Raw genomic sequence first — 21,232 nt, forward strand, 5'->3', positions numbered from 1 at the left:
CGCTTCCCGCGCCCGTTAATCTCCCTGACAGCAAAATGCAAACCGTCTCATCTGCCTTTCTTTTTTCTGCAATCCCTCTACAATCAAATCTCTGTTTTCTCAGCTAATCCTGCTTATGTCTCTGCTCGACCAGCTCGCGCGCCAGGCCGACCAGCGCGGCCAGAAATGGCTTATTGTGTTGGCACTTACGCTCTCTGCACTGCTCTGTCTCAGCCTGTGTGCCGGTGACAGCTGGATCGCGCCCTCAGAGTGGTTCACGGAAAGCGGCAGACTCTTTGTCTGGCAGTTGCGGCTGCCCCGCAGTCTGGCGGTGGTGCTGGTCGGGGCATCGCTGGCGGTATGCGGTGTGGTGATGCAGGCGCTGTTTACAAATCCGCTGGCGGAGCCCGGCCTGCTCGGCGTCTCGAACGGTGCCGGTATCGGCCTGGTGCTCGGTGTGCTGCTGGGCAGCGGCTCGCTGTGGAGCCTGGGTCTGGCGGCGATGGCCGGTGCGCTGATTATTACGCTCATTCTGCTGCATTTTGCTCATCGTCAACTCTCGGTCACCCGGCTGTTGCTTACCGGCGTGGCGCTGGGGATTATCTGTAGTGCCATCATGACCTGGGCGGTCTACTTCAGCACCAGCCTCGATCTGCGCCAGTTGATGTACTGGATGATGGGAGGATTCAGCGGGATCGACTGGCGCTATGGCTGGATGATGCTGGCGCTGCTGCCGGTGATGCTGGCCCTGGGGGCGACCGGGCCGATTCTTAATCTGCTGGCGCTGGGCGAGACATCTGCCCGCCAGCTCGGGCTGTCACTCTTCTACTGGCGTAACCTGCTGGTGCTCGCCATGGGCTGGCTGGTCGGCATCAGCGTTGCGATGGCCGGTGCCATTGGCTTTGTCGGACTGGTGATCCCGCATCTGCTGCGTATGAGCGGCATCAGCGATCACCGTTATCTGCTGCCGGCATCGGCGCTGGCTGGCGCGGGTGTGTTACTGGCAGCCGATATCGTGGCACGTCTGGCGCTGACATCGGCGGAATTGCCGATAGGCGTTGTGACGGCGACACTGGGCGCGCCGCTGTTTATTCTTTTACTGGTGAAATCATCGCGCTAGCTTCGGCTGGCTAATCTGCATCCACAACAGCCTCCAAAACAGGAAACAGCATGAACATTTATCAAACTGAACTGGTTACGCTCGATGGGGAAAAAACCACGCTGTCACAATGGCAGGGCAGAGTACTGCTGGTGGTTAACGTTGCCTCGAAATGTGGTCTGACGCCGCAATATGAAGAGCTGGAGAACCTGCAGAAAGCCTGGCAGGATCAGGGCTTCAGTGTACTCGGTTTCCCCTGCAATCAGTTCCTGGAGCAGGAGCCGGGTAGCAGTGAGGAGATTAAAACCTTCTGCAGTACTACCTATGGCGTCACGTTCCCGATGTTTGCAAAAACCGAGGTCAATGGCGCAGCGCGTCATCCGCTCTATGCCCAGCTGATTGCAGCCCGGCCTGACGCAGTGCGTCCGGAAGGTAGCGGCTTTTATGAGCGTATGGAAAGTAAAGGACGTGCGCCGAAAGAGCAGGGCGACATTCTGTGGAACTTCGAAAAATTTCTCATTGGCCGCGACGGCAGCGTGATCCAGCGTTTCGCACCGGATATGACGCCAGAAGATCCTATCATTCTGGAAACCATTAAGCAGGCGCTGGCAAAATAGATGTTGTTGCGCCTGCAACAGGCCGCCGTTCCCGGACGGCTGCTGCCACTGACCGGTGAGCTTGCTGCCGGTCAGCTATTGCACGTGGCAGGCCCTAACGGTGCAGGCAAAAGCACCTTACTCAGTGTGATTGCCGGGCTGCAACCCGCCTCCGGCACGGTGCTGCTGGATGAAAAGCCGCTAAGTGACTGGAATGGCGCGGCGATAGCCCGGATTCGCGGCTGGCTGCCTCAGCAGCAGGCACCGCTGAGCCAGATGCCGGTCTGGCACTATTTGCGTCTGCATCTGAAACAGGCGGAGGGGCAGACAGACGATCGCCTCAGCACGCTGCTGCAACAGCTTCAGCTGCAGGATAAGTTATCGCGTTCACTGACCCGGCTCTCCGGTGGTGAATGGCAGCGCGTCAGGCTGGCGGCGGTCTGTGTGCAGATTGATCCCCACATCAATCCACACGGGCGGCTGCTGATCCTTGATGAACCCATGACCGCGCTGGATATCGCCCAGCAAAAAGCGGTGGACGATTTGATTGCAGAGCTGTGCGCGGCGGGCATCAGCGTTATCGCCAGCAGTCACGACCTCAACCACAGCCTGCAACAGGCCGATCGGGTCTGGCTAATGGATCAGGGAGAACTGATCGCGCAGGGTGAACCGACAGAGGTTCTGACGCCGCAGCGCCTGACACCGCTCTACCAGATTGCTTTCCGACAGCTTGAACTTGAAGGACGCACGCTGCTGACCGTATTGCCCTGACACTTGCTACCCGGCGGGCTTTACCGCTACAGTAAGCCGGTTGCAACTTCTGATAAGGACATTTGGCGATGCGCCTGGGTTTGCTGATTTTAGTTCTGCTGCTGACGGGATGCAGTCATCACGCTCCGCCGGTTAATGGCCGTCTTTCCGATTCGATCACCGTGATTGCGGAACTGAACGATCAGCTCGGTCACTGGCGTGGTACGCCTTATCGTTACGGCGGCATGAGCCGTAATGGGGTTGACTGCTCTGGCTTTGTCTATCTCACCTTCCGCGACAAATTTGCACTGCAACTGCCGCGCACCACCTCAGCACAAAGCGATATCGGCACCCGAATCAGCAAAGACGAACTGCTGCCTGGCGATCTGGTCTTCTTCAAAACCGGTCGCGGGGAGAATGGCCTGCATGTGGGTATTTATGACACCGATAACGCCTTTATCCACGCCTCAACCAGCCAGGGCGTGATCCGTTCTTCTCTGGATAATGTTTACTGGCGAAAAGTGTTCTGGCAGGCGCGTCGGATTTAAATGCAGGATCGCTAAGTCAGACTTAAGTCCAATTTTAAATAGAGCCTAAACAGAGAGTAAAAGGTTTATTTTAAATGACACTTATTGAACGCGGGGTTTAATAAGCATAATAAGCGCTTATTTAATTCCACTAATAACCGGTGTTTTATTGCGACTATTTGGCTTAAGCGTCATTGCCTGTTGTCAAACGGCGATGGAAGGGTAAAGAAGTTCGTCTCTTCAATGATTTGGCACTATTGCCTGCGCCTGACCATTACTATACGATATCACCATCGCCGCATATTCTGGCATTAAAATGAAAATTCATCTCTCGGCCGACTATCAGTCGGAAATCTGGTTTTATCCTGTCTGTGATGTTCATGGACGGTTGACCGCTGTCGAGCTGGTAACGCAGTTTGTGCATGAAAGTGCCCCCATCACTCTGCCACAGGATATGTTACTGCCGCAGCTCGATGAGTCGCAACAGCTGCGCCTGCTGCAAAGTCAGATTGGATTGCTGGAGCAGAATCGCGCGCTATTCGAAACGCATTCGGTGTCAGCATTTATCCGCATTGATGAAGGCATGGCCCGGACGCTGCTGGCCAGTGAATTAGTCATGCGTAAAATAAAGCAGTTACCATTCATCCTGTTGAATATCACTGAAACGTTTCCGCAGCTGAAAATGGGCAAAAATAATTCCCTGCTGGCAAGCCTGCATGATGAATTTAATTTAGCGCTTTCACATTTTGGCGCGGGTAAGACACCCTCTAATGCGGTGTACGATAATTTATTCAGCTGCATCTGCCTGGAAAAAGAGTTTATTCATTCGCTGGCAAAACGCGCGTCATTCGTGCCGTTTATACAGAGCATTATTGATAATTTCCGCGCCCATTGTGATCAGCTCATTATTTGTGGCATTGATGACGAGGTGTTGTTCGATAAAGTCAGCCAGCTAAGCGGTGCCGACTTTCAGGGAGCGCTCTTCCCGGTGGTAAAATCTGATGCACTGCGTTCGCTGCTCTGCGCCGATGATCGCGTACCCTCTTCTCAGCATCCTGGCTGATACAACCTGTTAATCCCCGCTATCAGCGTTACACTAGAGGTTTTAACCTACGTATCGCTGAGCAGCGCATGGGAGAAACAATGTCCTCAGGTAAGGCCTCTTTTGACAACACCTGGTTCCGTGAGCTTACCGGGTGCTACACCGCGTTAAACCCCACGCCGCTGGCAGGCGGACGCCTGCTGTATCATAACGCACCGCTTGCATATTCAATGGGGCTGGATAGTGCGCTCTTTGCCGATAAGGGTCATGCCGTCTGGCACGGTGCAGCACTGCTGCCTGGCATGCAGCCGCTGGCGCAGGTCTACAGCGGTCATCAGTTTGGCGTCTGGGCGGGCCAGTTGGGCGACGGGCGCGGCATTCTGCTGGGTGAGCAGCGTCTTGACGATGGCAGTAAACTTGACTGGCATCTCAAGGGCGCAGGCCTGACGCCCTATTCGCGCATGGGCGATGGCCGTGCCGTGATCCGTTCCAGCGTGCGGGAATTTCTCGCCTCGGAAGCGCTGCACCATCTGGGCATCCCCACCACGCGCGCGCTGACCCTGTCGATAGGCGATGAGCCGGTCTATCGGGAAACGACTGAGCGAGGCGCGATGCTGATGCGCATTTCACCGAGTCATCTGCGTTTCGGTCATTTCGAGCATTTCTTTTACAGCCAGCAGCAGGAGAAAGTGCAGCAGCTGGCCGACTACGCCATTCGCCATCACTGGCCGCATCTGGACGCTGAAGCAGATCGCTATCAACAGTGGTTTACCGACATTGTGTTACGCACTGCGCGTCTGATTGCGCTGTGGCAGAGCGTGGGCTTTGCTCATGGGGTAATGAACACCGACAACATGTCGATTCTGGGCCTGACCATCGACTATGGCCCCTTTGGTTTTCTGGATGATTATCAGCCCGACTTCATCTGCAATCACAGCGACTATCAGGGGCGCTACAGCTTTGAAAATCAGCCAATGATTGGCATGTGGAATCTTAACCGACTGGCACATGCGCTATCGGGTCTGCTGACCACCGAGCAGTTGCGGACGGCGCTGAGCGCCTATGAACCTGAACTGATGCGGGTCTGGGGCGAACGGATGCGGGCGAAACTCGGTCTGCTGACGCAGCAGAGCAGCGATAATGAGATTCTGACCGATCTGCTGGCCCTGATGACGCAGGAGCATAGCGATTACACCCTGACGTTCCGCCTGCTCAGTGAGACGCAGCAGGCTGAAAGCCGTTCACCGCTGCGGGATGAGTTTATCGATCGTGAGGCGTTTGATAGCTGGTATCAGCGCTATCGCAACCGTCTGATGGACGAGCAGGTCAGCGATGCAGAACGCCAGGCCGTGATGAAGGCATCCAATCCGGCGGTGATTTTGCGCAATTATCTGGCGCAGCAGGCCATTGAAGAGGCGGAGCGGGGAGAGCAGGGAGCGCTGGCACGTCTGCATCAGGCGTTACAGCAACCTTTTAGCGATCAGACAGCCGCTGAATATCGTCAGCGGCCGCCAGACTGGGGCAAAACTCTGGAGGTGAGCTGCTCCAGTTAATTCAGATTCAGAGGCGGTGAGAAACCGCCTCGGCCAGCAGGGCGAGCACCTGTTCGCTCTCCTGCCAGCCGAGGCACGGATCGGTAATCGACTTGCCATAGACCAGCGGTTCGCCGCTGACGACTTTCTGATTGCCTTCTTCCAGGAAGCTCTCAATCATCACACCGGCAACGGCTCGCGATCCCGCTTTAATCTGTTCTGCCACCTCTGCCGCGACATCCATCTGACGACGATGCTGCTTCAGGCAGTTACCGTGACTGAAGTCGATCACCAGCTGCTGTGGCAGATTAAACGCCGACAAACTTTCGGCCGCGGCGGCGACATCACTGGCATGATAGTTAGGCTGTTTACCGCCACGCAGGATCACATGACCATGCGGATTGCCGCTGGTCTGATAGATAGTCATCTGACCCAGCTTATCCGGCGAAAGGAACATGTGGCTGGCGCGCGCGGCGCGAATCGCATCCACGGCAATCTGTACGTTACCATCGGTGCCGTTTTTAAAGCCGACCGGGCAGGAGAGGGCCGATGCCATTTCACGGTGTATCTGGCTTTCGGTGGTGCGTGCGCCAATTGCGCCCCAGCTAATCAGATCGGCAATAAACTGGCCGATCACCATATCCAGGAATTCCGTGGCGGTAGGCAGGCCCAGCGCATTAATATCAATGAGCAACTGGCGGGCGATCCCGATGCCCCGGTTCACATCATAGCTCCCATCCAGATCGGGATCGGAGATTAAGCCTTTCCAGCCCACGACGGTGCGCGGCTTTTCAAAGTAGGCGCGCATCACAATCTCCAGCCGATCTTCATAGCGGCGGCGTAATGCGTTCAGTCGTTCAGCGTATTCGAGTGCCGCTTTCGGGTCGTGCAGTGAGCAGGGGCCAATCACCACCAGCAGGCGGGGATCTTCACCCGTCAGAATATGGGCAATGCGTTTACGGGCAGCAGTGACATTGTCGGCAATCGCCGGGGAAACAGGATGCTCAGCCGCCAGGCTGGCAGGAGTAATCAGACTACCAATGCGGGCAGTACGCAGTTCGTCGGTTTTGTTCATGAGTTTCTCGAAAACGGTTCTTCGCAGCGGTGAAATACCGGGAAGTGATGGTGGTCACAATAAACCATTAGTCTGCGAATTCAACCCGGGATTTGATAATGAAATCAAAAGCGACGGCAGCACCGCTTTACAACGCCGCACGGAGTAGGCTCTCAGTACATGCGGCGCGTCAGGCCCATGATATCGAGAATTTTGGTGGCAATCTCTTCAACCGAGTAGTTGGTGCTGTTGAGATAGCGGATCTGATGGGTGCGAAACAGCGCTTCCACTTCACCTACTTCCAGCCGGCACTGACGCATCGAAGCGTAACGGGTATTGACCGCCCGCTCCTGACGTATCGCCGCCAGCCGTTCCGGATCGATGGTCAGCCCGAACAGTTTATTCTGATGTGCACGCAGCGCGGGCGGCAGTTTGAGGTTATCCATATCGTCCGCAATAAAAGGGTAGTTAGCAGCGCGAATACCAAACTGCATCGCCAGATAGAGACTGGTGGGCGTTTTGCCACAGCGCGAGACGCCTAACAGAATCACCTGCGCATCCTCCAGCCCGCGCAGCGAGATGCCGTCATCATGTGCCAGTGCGTAATCAATCGCCGCAATACGTGCATCATATTTACCCAGGTTACTGGCATCCAGTCCGTGGGTGCGGTGTGCCACCGGCGCGGGCGATAGCCCCAGCTCCTGCTGAAGCGGGGCGACCAGCGCCTGGACGATATCCTGACAAAAGCCGTCACTCTGTACGATGATGTCGCGGACTTCCGGCGTGACAATGGAGAAAAAGACCAGCGGCCGGACACCGCTTCGTTGATAGAGCGCGTTAATCTGGGCTTTAACCGCCAGCGCTCGCTGCACGTTTTCCACAAACGGCAGCGTCAGACTGGTGATATTGACCGGAAACTGCGACAGCACCGCATGACCCAGCACTTCAGCCGTAATGGCCGTACCGTCGGAGATATAAAAAACGCTTCTGTCAGTTGTCATAATCAAATCAGCCTCAGACAAGAGTGAGCAGTCAGCATGAGCCATGCGATTAAATAAATCATCTCTGATTTTAATTTCTGGAATGTCTGTCCGGATTATTTGTCTGCCGTTTCATCACGATACTAAAAATGAAAAGGGGGTTCGATGAGCCAGAATTCGTTTTAATCCGTCGTTAATCCGCCAATAGCCACGCAGTTGTTGCGCAACAAAACAGAATGCTTAAGTGGCTGAAAATCTCCCATTTCCTGTCGCATCAATCATTTAGATAAAAAAGGCGACTTTGCGCAACAGCAAAATAATGCACTCACAATTCCGAAACTGTGGCTGAAATTCTGCTTTAACGATTCAACAGATCGTTATCGGGGGGGTGATATGCCAGGCTGAAGACAGATTACTCCCTGTGTCCATTCATTGATAATTGATAAAGGATAAGCTCAATGTCCAGTAACGGCGAACAGCCACTCGTGCTCTGGTATAACCAGCTTGGCATGCATGATGTTGACCGGGTGGGAGGCAAAAATGCCTCTCTGGGTGAAATGATTACTAATCTGTCGTCGCTGGGCGTTTCCGTGCCCAATGGTTTCGCGACCACATCCTATGCTTTTAACCTGTTCCTCGATCAAAGCGGGCTGAATCAGCGTATTTACGCGCTGCTGGATGAGACCGATATTGATGACGTTGATGCGCTGGCAAAAGCGGGTAAGCAGATTCGCCAGTGGGTCGTGGAGACACCGTTCCTGCCCGAGCTGGAGTCCGCCATTCTGGACGCTTATCAGCAGCTTTCTGCCGATGATGATGCCGCGTCGTTTGCCGTGCGCTCCTCTGCAACCGCAGAAGATATGCCTGACGCCTCTTTTGCCGGCCAGCAGGAAACCTTCCTGAATGTACAGGGCATCGACGCCGTCATGGTGGCGGTAAAGCATGTCTTCGCCTCGCTGTTTAATGATCGCGCTATTTCCTACCGCGTGCATCAGGGCTATGACCATCGTGGCGTTGCGCTCTCTGCGGGAATACAGCGTATGGTGCGTTCAGACCTGGCCGCCTCGGGTGTGATGTTCACTATTGATACTGAGTCCGGCTTTGATCAGGTGGTCTTTATCACCGCCGCACTGGGGCTGGGGGAAATGGTGGTGCAGGGTGCCGTTAACCCGGATGAGTTCTATGTTCACAAGCCAACCCTGGCCGCTGATCGTCCGTCGATTGTACGCCGCAATATGGGCTCGAAAAAGGTTCGCATGGTCTACGCCGATTCCCAGGCGCATGGCGAGCAGGTGCGGATCGAAGATGTGCCTGAGGCCGAACGCGACCGTTTCTGCCTGAGCGATGAGGAAGTGCAGGCGCTGGCGAAACAGGCGGTGCTGATTGAACAGCACTATCAGCGCCCGATGGATATTGAGTGGGCCAAAGATGGGCACACCGGCAAGCTGTTTATTGTTCAGGCACGTCCTGAAACTGTACGCTCAAATGGTCAGGTGATGGAGCGTTACACGCTGCAGGGGCAGGGCAGTGTCGTCGTGGAAGGTCGTGCCATCGGCCATCGTATTGGCGCAGGCGTGGTGAAGGTCATCCACGATATCAGCGAAATGAACCGCATTGAAAAAGGCGATGTGCTGGTGACCGACATGACCGACCCGGACTGGGAACCGATCATGAAGAAGGCATCAGCGATCGTGACTAATCGTGGCGGACGAACCTGTCATGCGGCGATCATCGCGCGTGAGCTGGGCATTCCGGCAGTGGTGGGCTGTGGCGACGCCACCGACCGGCTGAAAGAGGGGCATAACGTCACTGTCTCATGTGCCGAAGGTGATACCGGCTACGTCTATGATCAACTGCTCGACTTCGACGTCACCAGTTCGCAGGTCGATTCGCTACCTGAACTGCCGCTGAAGATCATGATGAACGTGGGCAACCCCGATCGTGCCTTTGATTTCGCCTGTCTGCCTAACGAAGGGGTCGGGCTGGCGCGGCTGGAATTTATCATTAACCGCATGATCGGCGTTCACCCTAAAGCGCTGCTGGAGTTTGATCAACAGACGCCGGAGCTGCAGCAGCAGATCCGTAAAATGATGAAAGGATTTGATGATCCGGTGGAGTTTTACATCGCTCGCCTGACTGAAGGAATTGCCACGCTTGGCGCGGCTTTTGCGCCGAAACGCGTAATTGTCCGACTTTCTGACTTTAAAACCAATGAATATGCCAACCTGGTGGGTGGTGAACGCTACGAGCCGGAAGAGGAAAACCCGATGCTGGGATTCCGGGGTGCGGGCCGCTATGTCGCTGACAGCTTCCGGGACTGCTTTGCGCTGGAGTGCGAAGCAGTGAAACGTGTTCGCAACGAGATGGGCCTGACGAACGTTGAGATTATGGTTCCGTTTGTACGCACCGTTGAGCAGGCGAAGGCCGTGGTGGAAGAACTGGGGCGTCAGGGACTGAAGCGCGGCGAGAATGGGCTGAAGATTATTATGATGTGTGAAATTCCCTCCAATGCCCTGCTGGCGGATCAGTTCCTGGAGCACTTCGATGGCTTCTCAATTGGTTCAAACGATATGACTCAGTTGACGCTGGGGCTGGATCGCGACTCTGGCGTCGTTTCTGCACTGTTTGACGAGCGTAACGAGGCCGTGAAGATACTGCTTTCAATGGCAATCAGGGCTGCGAAGCAGCAAGGGAAATATGTCGGAATCTGTGGGCAAGGCCCGTCAGACCATCAGGATTTTGCCGCATGGCTGATGGAAGAGGGCATCGACAGTCTGTCACTCAACCCGGACACTGTTGTGGAGACCTGGGTCAGTCTGGCGCAGTTAAATAAAACAGCCTGATACGGGTGTATCAACCTTCAGGGCCCGCATTGCGGGCCTTTTTTCTTTATATCTCTTGAGAATCAGGCAAAAAAAAAGCCCATCACAGGGGATGGGCAAAGACTACACACAGCAATTCTTTACTCTACTCAGGGGAATGAGATTGTCTGAAAATCATCAGGTTGATTTCGAACATAGGAAACATGTTATTCATACGGCTGGCTGGCGTCTTTAAGAATCCTCTTATTAGTTTAAAGCCGATAATCTTTTGTGACCTTTACTACGCCATTTGGCTTAATAAACAGTGCAGAAAGTAATCTTTTTTAGCCCGAAAAGGTCACTTTCAGGCCAAAGGTGGCTTTTTTCTTAAAAATCGCTAATGAAAAACAGAATTTATCTGATTGATGAGAAGGGGTGCGGTTAATCATCATTAACCGCACTAATCAATACTTACAGCGCGTATCCGCGCCGCATGTTATTGCACTGCGTCATACAGCAGGCGGGGTATCATCGTGATCCGACAGGGCATCAGCCATGGCCAGCGGGTCATTATCCGGGGCAGGCGCTTCATGAACCCAGACGGAAACCAGACGGTAGGAGACTGCCAGAACCACCGGACCGATAAACAGACCAATCATGCCGAACGCGAAAAGTCCGCCAATTACCCCAGAGAGGATCAGGATCATCGGCAGATCAGCGCCCATACGGATTAACATCGGGCGCAGGACGTTATCCATCGTACCGACCACACAACTCCAGACCAGCAGGACGGTTCCCCAGGTGGTATCGCCGCTCCAGTAGAGATAGATAATGGCGGGAACCAGTACCAGTAGCGGGCCGAGCTGAACCAGACAGCAGAGGATCATCAGCACCGTTAACAGCGTGGCATAGGGAATGCCGGAAATCGCCAGACCGATACCGCCCAGCACGCCCTGTACAAGGGCCGTCACCACCACGCCAAGCGCCACGGCACGAATGGACTGTGCCGCCAGTAGCACGGCGGCATCGCCGCGTCGTCCCGCCATGCGGAAAGCAAAGTGACGAATACCCTGAGCAGCCTGTTCGCCACGCCAGTAGAGCAGCACGCTGAACAGTAACATCACCCCCAGATGGATCATAAAGCGCCCGAAATGACCGGCCTGAGCGACAAAAAAGCCGGTTGTACGGCCGATGTAAGGCTGTATTTTGGCCATAACGCCAGCACCGCCGCTCGCCACCAGCGTGTCATAACTGACATAAAGCTTTTTGCCGACCATTGGTACATCGTTAAGCCATAGCAGTCGCGGCATCATATGCCCCTGGGTAACCCAGGCAATCACCGGTGCGCTGTTATCAATCAGGCTGCTGACCAGCAGGGCGATAGGGATAATAAACAGCAGCAGCAGCAGCAGTGTCATCACAATTACCGCCAGGGAACGACGTCCCCATAACAGTCGCTGGAATTTCAGCATCAATGGCCAGGTGGCAATCACTACCATGCTGGCCCAGGCAAAGCCCAGAATAAACGGCTGTACGACCCATAAACAGGCGACAATCAGCAGCAGAATAAACATCAGGGTGAAGAGTATTTGCGGTAAATCCATATCCCGGTACTGACTTTTCATCATTGACTCATAACCTCGTCTTAATCCTTCATTTTCGGGCATTCGGATGCCCGTTTTTATCATGTTCTATTTGCTGAGGATTAAACAGTGTTGCGGAGAAAGGTTTTGCCTTTTCTGAAAAAAGGGCAGTCGCAGGAAAAATATGATAAAACGAGAAATCGCTCACGTATAAACGCAAACGTTTACAACACCTTCGGTCAGACAATCATGATCCCACAGATTTCGCAGGCACCGGGCCTCGTTCAACTGGTGCTGACGTTCCTTGAGTCGTTGAAAGAGCAGGGTTTTACCGGTGACATGGCAACCAGCTATGCCGACCGTCTCTCACTCTCCACCGATAACAGCATCTATCAATTGCTGCCCGACGCGGCGCTCTTTCCACGCTCGACGGCGGATGTTGCACTGCTCGCACGCGTGGCCGGAGAGGCGCGTTTTGCCAGTCTGGTATTTACGCCGCGCGGCGGCGGCACCGGCACTAACGGTCAGTCGCTGAATCAGGGAATTGTGGTGGACATGTCGCGCTACATGAACCGCATCCTGGAGATCAATACGGATGAGGGCTGGGTGCGGGTTGAAGCGGGGGTGATTAAAGATCAGCTCAACGCCTGGCTGAAGCCATTCGGCTTTTTCTTCTCGCCGGAGTTATCAACCAGTAACCGTGCCACGCTGGGCGGCATGATTAACACCGATGCGTCCGGGCAGGGATCGCTGGTCTATGGCAAAACCTCGGACCATGTGCTGGGCCTGCGCGCCGTGCTGCTGGGCGGCGATATCCTCGACACGCGGCCCATGGCGACCGCGCTGGCTGAAACTCTGGCGCAGACGGCCACGCCTGAAGGCCGACTCTATCAGCAGGTGCTGACGCGCTGCCGCGAACATCGGGCGTTGATTCTGGAAAAGTTTCCCAAGCTGAATCGGTTCCTGACCGGGTATGACCTGCGGCATGTGTTCAGCGACGATATGCAAACCTTTGACCTGACGCGCCTGCTGTGTGGCGCAGAGGGAACGCTGGCCTTCGTCACTGAAGCCCGGCTTGATATCACGCCGCTGCCTAAAGTGCGCCGACTGGTGAATATCAAATATGACTCCTTTGACTCCGCTCTGCGCAATGCGCCGTTTATGGTGGAAGCGCAGGCACTCTCAGTAGAGACCGTTGACTCTAAGGTGCTGAACCTGGCGCGTGAAGATATTGTCTGGCACTCAGTGCGCGAATTGATCGCCGATGTACCCGACAAAGAGATGCTGGGTCTGAATATTGTTGAGTTTGCCGGTGACAACGCCGCGCTGATCGATCAGCAGATTGAACAGCTTTGTGGCCGCCTTGACGCACTGATGGCGCAGCAGCAGGGCGGCGTGATTGGCTATCAGTTCTGTAACGACCTGGAGGGTATTGAGCGCATCTATAACATGCGTAAAAAAGCGGTGGGTCTGTTGGGCAATGCCAAAGGCCGGGCTAAACCGATTCCCTTTGTGGAAGATACCGCGGTCCCACCGGAAAAACTGGCGGACTACATCGTCGAGTTTCGCGCGCTGCTCGACAGCCACGGGCTGAGCTACGGCATGTTTGGTCACGTTGATGCAGGCGTACTGCATGTGCGTCCGGCGCTGGATATGTGCGATCCGCAGCAGGAGATGATGATGAAACAGATCTCCGACGAAGTCGTGGCGCTGACAGCGCGCTACGGTGGCCTGCTGTGGGGTGAACATGGCAAAGGGTTCCGTGCCCAGTACAGTCCGGCATTCTTCGGTGAGACGCTGTTTAACGAATTGCGCCGCATCAAAGCGGCCTTTGATCCGCTCAATCGCCTGAATCCGGGCAAGATCTGTACGCCATTCAACAGTAATGATGAAATGATGCAGGTCGATGCGGTGAAGCGCGGAACCTATGATCGTCAGATCCCGTTAACGGTCCGGGATGAATGGCGTGGCGCGATGGAATGTAACGGCAACGGGTTATGTTTTAACTTTGATGCCCGCAGCCCGATGTGTCCCTCCATGAAAATCACCCGCAACCGCATTCACTCGCCCAAAGGGCGGGCGACGCTGACGCGGGAGTGGTTGCGGCTGCTGGCCGGGCAGGGCGTCGATCCGTTAACCCTGGAAAAGCAGCTGCCTGAAAATCGCCTGTCGCTACGCGCCCTCATTGCCCGTACCCGCAATAGCTGGCACGCCAGCAAAGGGGAGTATGACTTCTCGCACGAGGTGAAAGAGGCGATGTCGGGCTGTCTGGCCTGTAAAGCCTGCTCAACCCAGTGTCCGATTAAAATTGACGTTCCCGCTTTCCGCTCGCGCTTCTTACAGCTCTATCACACCCGTTATCTGCGTCCGGTCAGCGATCACCTGGTGGCAGCAGTGGAGGGCTATGCGCCGCTGATGGCGAAAGCACCGAAAGTGTTTAACTTCTTCCTGCGTCAGCCCTGGCTGAAAGAGTTAAGTAAAACGCATATTGGTATGGTCGATCTGCCGCTGCTTTCGGCTCCAAATCTGAAACAGCAGCTCAGTGGTCATCCCGCAATGAACATGACGCTGGAGCAGCTCGAAGGTCTGTCAGCCGCTGAACGCGCAAACTGTGTGCTGGTGGTGCAGGATCCCTTTACCAGTTTCTATGAGGCGCAACTGGTTAACGATTTTGTCAGGCTGATTGAGAAACTGGGCTATCGGCCAGTGCTCCTGCCATTCTCGCCAAATGGTAAAGCGCAACATGTGAAAGGTTTCCTGCAAAGGTTCGCCCGCACGGCAGCCCGCACCGCCGATTTTCTTAATCGGGTGGCAAAACTGGGGTTGCCCATGGTCGGTGTCGATCCTGCCACGGTGCTCTGCTATCGCGATGAGTATCGTCAGACCCTTGGCGAATCACGCGGCGACTTTAACGTATTGATGGTACACGAATGGTTAGAGCTTGCACTGGCTGAACGTGACGTGCAGGCCACGGGCGGAGAATCCTGGTATCTGTTTGCACACTGCACAGAGGTGACCGCGCTACCCTCCACCCCGAATCAGTGGCAGGGGATCTTTTCCCGCTTTGGCGCAAAGCTTGAAAACATTAATGTCGGCTGCTGCGGTATGGCAGGTACCTACGGCCACGAAAGTAAGAATCTCGAAAACTCGCTGGGGATCTATGCGCTCTCCTGGCATCCGCAGCTTCAGCGCCTGCCACGTCAGCGCTGCCTGGCTACCGGCTATTCGTGCCGCAGTCAGGTCAAGCGTGTGGAGGGCAACGGAATGCGCCATCCGCTTCAGGCATTGTTAGAGCTAATGTAAAAAAATTGTGCGCGACGTCACGCCCTGGCTGGATTAGAATATCCAGCCTGCGTGACGCACAAAGTCACTTTGTAATGCGGTGGCTTTGTTCCATTCCCCGACCATTGCCAGTTGATGACAAAGGCGGGTCAGGGACAATCGCGCCAGTTGATAAGCCTGAAGGCGAAACAGGCGATCGCGATCGTTGTTTCCCATCTCCTGCACCAGTCGGTGATGCAGTTTACCCATGGCATGCAGATAACTCTGGTCGTCACCATTCAACTGGCAGACTTCTGCCATATCCTGACAGGCATCGTTAAACTGACGTAACTGATGAATCGTGCAGTCGGCCCGATCGAGTTTTGCCTGCGCCATATAAAAGTCGACGGTGATATCACGCACCGAAAACTGGTATTCATCGATTTTGTGCTGCAGCCAGGCTGAAACAGAAAGGGTCATCGCGTCGCCCTGAATGTGAATGATAATAATTATCATATTCATCCATGGCGGGATTGCAATTGGCGGGCAGAAAAATTTATCGATTTATCCTGCCTGTCGGTATAATCGGAAATAACAATCTGTTTACATCGAAGAAAGGCGTAACCTATCAATAAGCATTTTTATCAAAAATGGTTATTTGAAATAGAGTGATTTATTAATAGGTTATGACTGGCTTATTGATGCTGATTCTTACCCTGCAGGGTGAGCTGAAGCAGCTATGCTTAATAAATAAGCAGATAAAACAGCACTAGATGATTATCCCTGCAAAACAAGAGGTTGAAGTGATTGGTCAGATCACTACCATAGGGGGATAGCCTGAAAAGGTCCGGACTCAAGAGGTATCAACATGGCATCCGTTAATACAGACTCTTTCTCACCAGACGATTTTGTCTGGAAAGGGCTGACGCTGACTGAAACCGCAGCGCAACAAATTCTCAATCTGGCGGCTCAGGACCCTTATGTCAAGGGTCTGCGGCTCGGCGTTAAACAATCCGGCTGCGCCGGTTTTGGTTACGTCATGGATCTGGTGAAAGAGCCCATTGAAGATGATTTACAGTTCTCATTCCACGGCGCAACGCTGTTTGTGCCACTTCAGGCGATGCCATTCGTTGATGGCACCGAGCTGGATTACGTTCGCGAAGGCCTGAATCAGATTTTTAAATTCAATAACCCTAAAGCTCAGCACGCCTGCGGGTGCGGTGAGAGCTTTGGCGTCGAGTAAGCGAAAATATGTCACGACACAGCGAAACATCTGACGATGTACAAATCTGGGAAGGCAAGCTCAACTACAAAGAGGGCTTCTTTACCCAACTGCAGACCGAAGAATTTGCCAACGGCATCAATGAAGATGTGGTACGGGCGATCTCGGCCAAGCGCAACGAGCCAGAGTGGATGCTGGAGTTTCGTCTTAAAGCGTTTCGTGCCTGGCTTGAAATGGAAGAGCCACACTGGCTGAAAGCGCACTACGAAAAACTCGACTACCAGGATTACAGCTACTACTCCGCGCCTTCCTGCGGCAACTGTGATGACAGCTGCGCGTCAGAACCTGGCGCAATGCAGGCTTCAGGCAGCGCGCCGGCCAGCGATTATCTGACGCAGGAAGTGGAAAACGCCTTTAATCAGCTGGGTGTCCCGGTGCGTGAAGGCCGCGAAGTGGCCGTTGACGCCATTTTTGACTCCGTTTCGGTAGCGACCACCTATCGTGGCAAGCTGGCGGAGCAGGGGATTATCTTCTGTTCCTTTGGCGAAGCGATCCAGGAGCATCCGGAGCTGGTGAAGCAGTATCTCGGCACGGTTGTTCCGGCGAACGATAACTTCTTTGCAGCGCTGAATTCGGCCGTCGCCTCTGACGGCACCTTCGTTTACATTCCGAAAGGGGTGCGTTGCCCGATGGAGTTGTCGACCTATTTCCGCATCAACGCAGCGAAAACCGGTCAGTTCGAACGCACCATCCTGATTGCCGATGAAGACAGCTACGTCAGCTACATCGAAGGCTGTTCAGCGCCAGTGCGTGACACCTACCAGCTGCACGCGGCCGTGGTGGAAGTCATCATCCACAAAAATGCCGAAGTGAAATATTCGACCGTTCAGAACTGGTTCCCAGGCGGCGAAGGTGAGGGGGGTATCCTGAACTTCGTGACCAAGCGCGCGCTGTGTGAAGGCGACCACAGCAAGATGTCCTGGACACAGTCTGAAACCGGTTCAGCTATCACCTGGAAATACCCGAGTTGCATTCTGCGCGGGGACTACTCGGTGGGTGAATTCTACTCAGTGGCACTGACCAGCGGTCGTCAGCAGGCCGATACCGGCACCAAGATGATCCATATTGGTAAAAACACCAAATCGACCATTATCTCTAAGGGGATCTCGGCCGGTAAGAGTCAGAACACTTATCGCGGGCTGGTGAAAATTATGCCAACCGCAACCAATGCCCGTAACTTTACGCAGTGTGACTCGATGCTGATCGGTCCTGATTGCGGTGCACATACTTTCCCGTATGTGGAGACCCGTAACAATACCGCTCAGCTGGAGCATGAAGCCACGACCTCACGTATCGGCGAAGATCAGATGTTCTACTGTCTGCAACGCGGTATCAGTGAAGAAGACGCCATCTCGATGATCGTGAACGGCTTCTGTAAAGACGTCTTCTCGGAGCTGCCACTGGAATTTGCTGTGGAAGCCCAGAAATTGTTAGCCATCAGCCTTGAGCACAGTGTGGGCTGATGCCGTCACACGCGTTGCCGGAAGCAATGTGAAGGAATAAGTATGTTAAGCATTAAAGATTTGCAGGTCAGTGTTGAAGATAAAGCCATTCTGCGTGGCCTGAATCTCGAAATTAAACCCGGCGAAGTGCATGCCATCATGGGCCCGAACGGCTCAGGTAAAAGTACCCTGTCAGCGACGCTGGCAGGTCGTGAAGATTATGAAGTAACCGGCGGTTCGGTCAGCTTCAAAGGTAAAGATCTGCTGGAACTGGCCCCTGAAGAGCGCGCCGGTGAAGGCATCTTTATGGCATTCCAGTATCCGGTAGAAATTCCGGGTGTCAGTAATCAGTTCTTTTTACAGACCTCGGTCAATGCGGTACGCAAATATCGTCAGCAGGAAGAACTGGATCGCTTCGATTTCCAGGACTTCATTGAAGAGAAAATTCAGCTGCTGAAGATGCCGGAAGATCTGCTGACCCGCTCAGTCAACGTCGGCTTCTCTGGCGGTGAGAAGAAGCGTAACGACATTCTGCAGATGGCGGCGCTGGAGCCGGAGCTCTGCATCCTGGATGAGACCGACTCAGGTCTGGATATCGATGCGCTGAAGATCGTTGCAAATGGTGTAAACAGCCTGCGCGACGAGAAGCGTGCCTTTATCATTGTGACCCACTACCAGCGTATTCTGGATTACATCAAGCCAGACTTCGTACATGTTCTGTATCAGGGCAAAATCGTGAAATCTGGCGACTTCTCGCTGGTGAAACAGCTGGAGGAGCAAGGTTATGGCTGGCTTACCGACGAAGAGTGATTCTGCGCTGCAACAGTGGCACCATCTGTTTGAGTCGCGTGGCGACGTGCGTTCGCTGCAGGCACAGCAGCACTGGCAGCAACTGATGCGGGTTGGCCTGCCAACCCGCAAGCACGAAAACTGGAAGTACACGCCGCTGGACACCTTACTGTCCCAACAGTTTGTACTGCCTGACGCGCCGCAGACCCTGAGCGCTGAACAGGTTGATGCACTGGCGCTGCCGCTGGATGCGATCCGTCTGGTCTATGTTGACGGTCAGTTCCAGCCAGCCTTCAGCAGTCGCGACTGCGAACTGTTTGAGGTTCAGCACAGCGTGGCCGCCGAGCGCCGTCCGCTACCTGCTGCGGTTCAGCCTGAAGTCTTCCTGCATCTGACTGAGAGTCTGGCAGAAGAGGTGACAACCCTGCGTCTGGCACGCGGTAAATCGGCTGCGCGTCCGGTCTATCTGCTGCATATCACCAGCGGTCAGCAGACGGGTATGAACACGGTTCACTATCGTCATCACCTGCAGCTGGAAGAGAGTGCCGAAGCGGAAGTGATTGAGCACTACGTTTCACTGGATGAGCGCGCCCATTTCACCGGCACGCGCTTTACCTTTGCGGTAGGTGACAATGCAAAACTGACACACACGAAGCTGGCCTTTGAAAGCAGCGCCAGCTATCACTTTGCGCATAACGATCTGGTCATTGGTAACGATGGCCAGGTCAGCAGCACCAGCTTCCTGCTGGGTGCCGGGCTGTCGCGTCATAACACCAGTACCCAGCTGAACGGCGAAAATACCACGCTGGCGATCAACAGCCTGGTGCTGCCGGTGAAACAGGAAGTAGCGGATACCCGTACTTACCTGGAGCACAACAAGGGCCACTGCGTCAGCCGCCAGATGCATAAAACCATCGTGCGCGACAAAGGTCGTGCGGTGTTTAACGGCCACATTAAAGTGGCACAGCATGCGCTGAAGACCGATGGGCAGATGACCAACAACAACCTGTTGCTGGGCAAGCTCTCAGAAGTCGATACTAAACCGCAGCTGGAAATTTATGCGGATGACGTCAAGTGCAGCCACGGTGCCACCATCGGTCGTATTGATGATGAGCAGATGTTCTACCTGCGTTCGCGCGGTATTGAGCAGGATGCTGCGCAGACCATGATTATTCATGCGTTTGCCGCAGAACTGACCGAAACACTGGAAAATGAGGTGATGCGTCAGGCCGTGCTGCAGCGTATCGCGCAACGTTTTCCCGGAGGCGACATATGATGAACTTCGATCTCGAACGCATCAGGGCTGATTTTCCTATCCTGAAGCGTGAGGTCAACGGTCATCCGCTGGCCTATCTGGACAGTGCAGCCAGCGCACAGCGTCCACTCTCGGTAATTAACGCCGAGAGTCATTTCTATCAGCACGGCTATGCGGCCGTGCATCGTGGCATCCATACGCTGAGCCAGCAGGCGACCAGCGACATGGAGAACGTGCGCGATCAGGCTGCCCGTTTTATCAATGCTGGGTCTCAGGAAGAGATTGTTTTCGTCAAGGGCACCACCGAAGGCATCAATCTGGTGGCAAACACCTGGGGCAGCAGTAACCTCCAGGCTGGCGATAACCTGATCATCACTGAGATGGAGCATCACGCCAATATCGTTCCCTGGCAGATGCTGGCCCAGCGCACCAGCGCAGAAGTGCGTGTCCTGCCATTAAATGACAATGGTGAACTGGCGCTGGAGCAACTGGCGGGGCTGATCGACAGCCGTACGCGCTTGCTGGCGGTGACGCATGTTTCAAACGTGCTCGGCACGGTTAACCCGGTTAAAGCGATCGTTGCTCAGGCAAAAGCCGCGGGTGTCATCACGCTGGTGGATGGTGCGCAGGCGGTGATGCACGACAAGGTTAATGTGCAGGATATCGGCTGTGACTTCTACGTCTTCTCCAGCCATAAACTTTATGGTCCGAACGGCGTAGGTATTCTCTACGGTCGCAAGGCGCTGCTGGATCAGATGCCACCCTGGGAAGGGGGCGGCTCAATGATCGATCGCGTCATGCTGCCCACTGGCACCACCTGGAACAGTGCGCCATGGCGCTTTGAAGCGGGTACGCCGAATACCGGCGGCATTATCGGTTTTGGTGCGGCGATGGCTTATGTGCAGGCTCTGGGACTGGATACGATTCATCAGCGCGAGACGGCTCTGATGAACTACGCGCTCGATAAGCTGGGCACCGTGCCGGACATTCAGATCTATGGCCCGCAATCACGTGCCGGTGTTATCGCCTTCAATCTGGGTAAACACCACGCCTACGACGTCGGCAGCTTCCTGGATCAATATGGCATTGCCATCCGCACCGGACATCACTGCGCGATGCCGCTGATGCAGCATTATAATGTCCCGGCGATGTGCCGTGCCTCCTTCACGTTCTACAACAGTGAAGAGGAAGTGGATCGTCTGGCTGCCGGTTTGACACGCATTCATCGTCTGCTGGGCGGCTGAACAGTTTTAACGGAGT

Annotated in this window: 17 protein-coding genes and 1 other RNA gene; 13 read left to right on the forward strand and 5 right to left on the reverse strand. The window is 54.6% G+C overall.

Annotation, left to right across the window (positions count from 1 at the left end):
* Positions 1 to 115 precede the first annotated feature (115 nt).
* The 6 genes from btuC to AC0T7J_RS00655 all read left to right on the forward strand — a co-directional run bounded on the left by btuC (position 116) and on the right by AC0T7J_RS00655 (position 5,546).
* Entirely contained in the window at positions 116 to 1,099 is a 984-nt protein-coding gene (btuC, locus tag AC0T7J_RS00630; protein ID WP_473791431.1) for a vitamin B12 ABC transporter permease BtuC, read from the forward strand.
* 50 nt (positions 1,100 to 1,149) lie between these two features.
* Positions 1,150 to 1,695, forward strand: a complete 546-nt coding sequence (locus AC0T7J_RS00635; RefSeq protein ID WP_473791433.1) for a glutathione peroxidase — start codon at positions 1,150 to 1,152, stop codon at positions 1,693 to 1,695.
* Positions 1,696 to 2,445 carry a vitamin B12 ABC transporter ATP-binding protein BtuD gene (btuD, locus tag AC0T7J_RS00640; RefSeq protein ID WP_473791435.1) on the forward strand — a complete coding sequence of 250 codons (750 nt, stop codon included), beginning with the start codon at positions 1,696 to 1,698 and terminating at the stop codon, positions 2,443 to 2,445.
* Positions 2,446 to 2,513: 68 nt separating this feature from the next.
* Entirely contained in the window at positions 2,514 to 2,972 is a 459-nt protein-coding gene (locus AC0T7J_RS00645; protein ID WP_473791437.1) for a C40 family peptidase, read from the forward strand.
* Between the two features lie 295 nt (positions 2,973 to 3,267).
* Positions 3,268 to 4,014 carry an EAL domain-containing protein gene (locus AC0T7J_RS00650; RefSeq protein WP_473791439.1) on the forward strand — a complete coding sequence of 249 codons (747 nt, stop codon included), beginning with the start codon at positions 3,268 to 3,270 and terminating at the stop codon, positions 4,012 to 4,014.
* 80 nt (positions 4,015 to 4,094) lie between these two features.
* Positions 4,095 to 5,546 carry a protein adenylyltransferase SelO gene (locus tag AC0T7J_RS00655; protein ID WP_473791440.1) on the forward strand — a complete coding sequence of 484 codons (1,452 nt, stop codon included), beginning with the start codon at positions 4,095 to 4,097 and terminating at the stop codon, positions 5,544 to 5,546.
* A 7-nt stretch (positions 5,547 to 5,553) separates the two neighbouring features.
* Here the strand turns inward: AC0T7J_RS00655 and AC0T7J_RS00660 are convergent, their stop codons facing one another.
* Together AC0T7J_RS00660 and ppsR are read right to left on the reverse strand one after the other, a co-directional pair.
* The gene (locus AC0T7J_RS00660) at positions 5,554 to 6,600 is read right to left on the reverse strand and encodes a 3-deoxy-7-phosphoheptulonate synthase (RefSeq protein WP_473791442.1); all 1,047 of its coding nucleotides are present in this window, start codon (positions 6,598 to 6,600) and stop codon (positions 5,554 to 5,556) included.
* A gap of 152 nt (positions 6,601 to 6,752) precedes the next feature.
* Entirely contained in the window at positions 6,753 to 7,580 is an 828-nt protein-coding gene (gene ppsR / locus AC0T7J_RS00665; RefSeq protein WP_473791444.1) for a posphoenolpyruvate synthetase regulatory kinase/phosphorylase PpsR, read from the reverse strand.
* Between the two features lie 437 nt (positions 7,581 to 8,017).
* Here ppsR and ppsA point away from each other — a divergent pair, with 437 nt between their 5' ends.
* Complete coding sequence (ppsA, locus tag AC0T7J_RS00670) at positions 8,018 to 10,402, forward strand: phosphoenolpyruvate synthase (protein ID WP_473791445.1); 2,385 nt, start codon at positions 8,018 to 8,020, stop codon at positions 10,400 to 10,402.
* 67 nt (positions 10,403 to 10,469) lie between these two features.
* Here ppsA and rprA read toward each other — a convergent pair.
* Both rprA and ydiK read right to left on the reverse strand, forming a co-directional pair.
* Positions 10,470 to 10,577: antisense sRNA RprA (gene rprA / locus AC0T7J_RS00675), an RNA gene on the reverse strand.
* A 292-nt stretch (positions 10,578 to 10,869) separates the two neighbouring features.
* Positions 10,870 to 11,988, reverse strand: coding sequence for an AI-2E family transporter YdiK (ydiK, locus tag AC0T7J_RS00680; RefSeq protein WP_473791446.1), 1,119 nt, complete (start codon positions 11,986 to 11,988; stop codon positions 10,870 to 10,872).
* A gap of 204 nt (positions 11,989 to 12,192) precedes the next feature.
* Here ydiK and ydiJ point away from each other — a divergent pair, with 204 nt between their 5' ends.
* Positions 12,193 to 15,246 (forward strand): D-2-hydroxyglutarate dehydrogenase YdiJ, encoded by a 3,054-nt coding sequence (ydiJ, locus tag AC0T7J_RS00685; protein WP_473791448.1) that lies wholly within the window; start codon positions 12,193 to 12,195, stop codon positions 15,244 to 15,246.
* A 33-nt stretch (positions 15,247 to 15,279) separates the two neighbouring features.
* On the opposite strand, the gene AC0T7J_RS00690 is transcribed toward ydiJ, so the two are convergent.
* A complete protein-coding gene (locus AC0T7J_RS00690) occupies positions 15,280 to 15,684 on the reverse strand; it encodes a hypothetical protein (protein WP_473793147.1) in 405 nt (134 codons plus the stop codon).
* Between the two features lie 388 nt (positions 15,685 to 16,072).
* On the opposite strand from AC0T7J_RS00690, the gene sufA reads away from it, so the two are divergent.
* The 5 genes from sufA to sufS are packed head-to-tail and all read left to right on the forward strand — an operon-like array spanning position 16,073 to position 21,216.
* Positions 16,073 to 16,447, forward strand: a complete 375-nt coding sequence (gene sufA / locus AC0T7J_RS00695) for a Fe-S cluster assembly scaffold SufA (protein WP_473791450.1) — start codon at positions 16,073 to 16,075, stop codon at positions 16,445 to 16,447.
* Between the two features lie 8 nt (positions 16,448 to 16,455).
* Positions 16,456 to 17,949, forward strand: coding sequence for a Fe-S cluster assembly protein SufB (gene sufB / locus AC0T7J_RS00700; RefSeq protein WP_003853227.1), 1,494 nt, complete (start codon positions 16,456 to 16,458; stop codon positions 17,947 to 17,949).
* Between the two features lie 42 nt (positions 17,950 to 17,991).
* Complete coding sequence (gene sufC / locus AC0T7J_RS00705; RefSeq protein ID WP_086905756.1) at positions 17,992 to 18,738, forward strand: Fe-S cluster assembly ATPase SufC; 747 nt, start codon at positions 17,992 to 17,994, stop codon at positions 18,736 to 18,738.
* Positions 18,713 to 19,993, forward strand: coding sequence for a Fe-S cluster assembly protein SufD (gene sufD / locus AC0T7J_RS00710; protein WP_052271702.1), 1,281 nt, complete (start codon positions 18,713 to 18,715; stop codon positions 19,991 to 19,993). The genes sufC and sufD overlap by 26 nt, the downstream gene beginning before the upstream one ends.
* Complete coding sequence (gene sufS, locus AC0T7J_RS00715) at positions 19,993 to 21,216, forward strand: cysteine desulfurase SufS (RefSeq protein WP_473793148.1); 1,224 nt, start codon at positions 19,993 to 19,995, stop codon at positions 21,214 to 21,216. The genes sufD and sufS overlap by 1 nt, the downstream gene beginning before the upstream one ends.
* Positions 21,217 to 21,232: the final 16 nt, after the last annotated feature.

It is taken from the genome of Pantoea sp. E956-1 (assembly GCF_982223955.1).

What these genes read in the sequence shown, in the direction of transcription:
- btuC (WP_473791431.1), top strand. Translation starts at nt 116, where the DNA reads ATGTCTCTGCTCGACCAGCTCGCGCGCCAGGCCGACCAGCGCGGCCAG.
- AC0T7J_RS00635 (WP_473791433.1), top strand. Translation starts at nt 1,150, where the DNA reads ATGAACATTTATCAAACTGAACTGGTTACGCTCGATGGGGAAAAAACC.
- btuD (WP_473791435.1), top strand. Translation starts at nt 1,696, where the DNA reads ATGTTGTTGCGCCTGCAACAGGCCGCCGTTCCCGGACGGCTGCTGCCA.
- AC0T7J_RS00645 (WP_473791437.1), top strand. Translation starts at nt 2,514, where the DNA reads ATGCGCCTGGGTTTGCTGATTTTAGTTCTGCTGCTGACGGGATGCAGT.
- AC0T7J_RS00650 (WP_473791439.1), top strand. Translation starts at nt 3,268, where the DNA reads ATGAAAATTCATCTCTCGGCCGACTATCAGTCGGAAATCTGGTTTTAT.
- AC0T7J_RS00655 (WP_473791440.1), top strand. Translation starts at nt 4,095, where the DNA reads ATGTCCTCAGGTAAGGCCTCTTTTGACAACACCTGGTTCCGTGAGCTT.
- AC0T7J_RS00660 (WP_473791442.1), bottom strand. Translation starts at nt 6,600, where the DNA reads ATGAACAAAACCGACGAACTGCGTACTGCCCGCATTGGTAGTCTGATT.
- ppsR (WP_473791444.1), bottom strand. Translation starts at nt 7,580, where the DNA reads ATGACAACTGACAGAAGCGTTTTTTATATCTCCGACGGTACGGCCATT.
- ppsA (WP_473791445.1), top strand. Translation starts at nt 8,018, where the DNA reads ATGTCCAGTAACGGCGAACAGCCACTCGTGCTCTGGTATAACCAGCTT.
- ydiK (WP_473791446.1), bottom strand. Translation starts at nt 11,988, where the DNA reads ATGATGAAAAGTCAGTACCGGGATATGGATTTACCGCAAATACTCTTC.
- ydiJ (WP_473791448.1), top strand. Translation starts at nt 12,193, where the DNA reads ATGATCCCACAGATTTCGCAGGCACCGGGCCTCGTTCAACTGGTGCTG.
- AC0T7J_RS00690 (WP_473793147.1), bottom strand. Translation starts at nt 15,684, where the DNA reads ATGACCCTTTCTGTTTCAGCCTGGCTGCAGCACAAAATCGATGAATAC.
- sufA (WP_473791450.1), top strand. Translation starts at nt 16,073, where the DNA reads ATGGCATCCGTTAATACAGACTCTTTCTCACCAGACGATTTTGTCTGG.
- sufB (WP_003853227.1), top strand. Translation starts at nt 16,456, where the DNA reads ATGTCACGACACAGCGAAACATCTGACGATGTACAAATCTGGGAAGGC.
- sufC (WP_086905756.1), top strand. Translation starts at nt 17,992, where the DNA reads ATGTTAAGCATTAAAGATTTGCAGGTCAGTGTTGAAGATAAAGCCATT.
- sufD (WP_052271702.1), top strand. Translation starts at nt 18,713, where the DNA reads ATGGCTGGCTTACCGACGAAGAGTGATTCTGCGCTGCAACAGTGGCAC.
- sufS (WP_473793148.1), top strand. Translation starts at nt 19,993, where the DNA reads ATGAACTTCGATCTCGAACGCATCAGGGCTGATTTTCCTATCCTGAAG.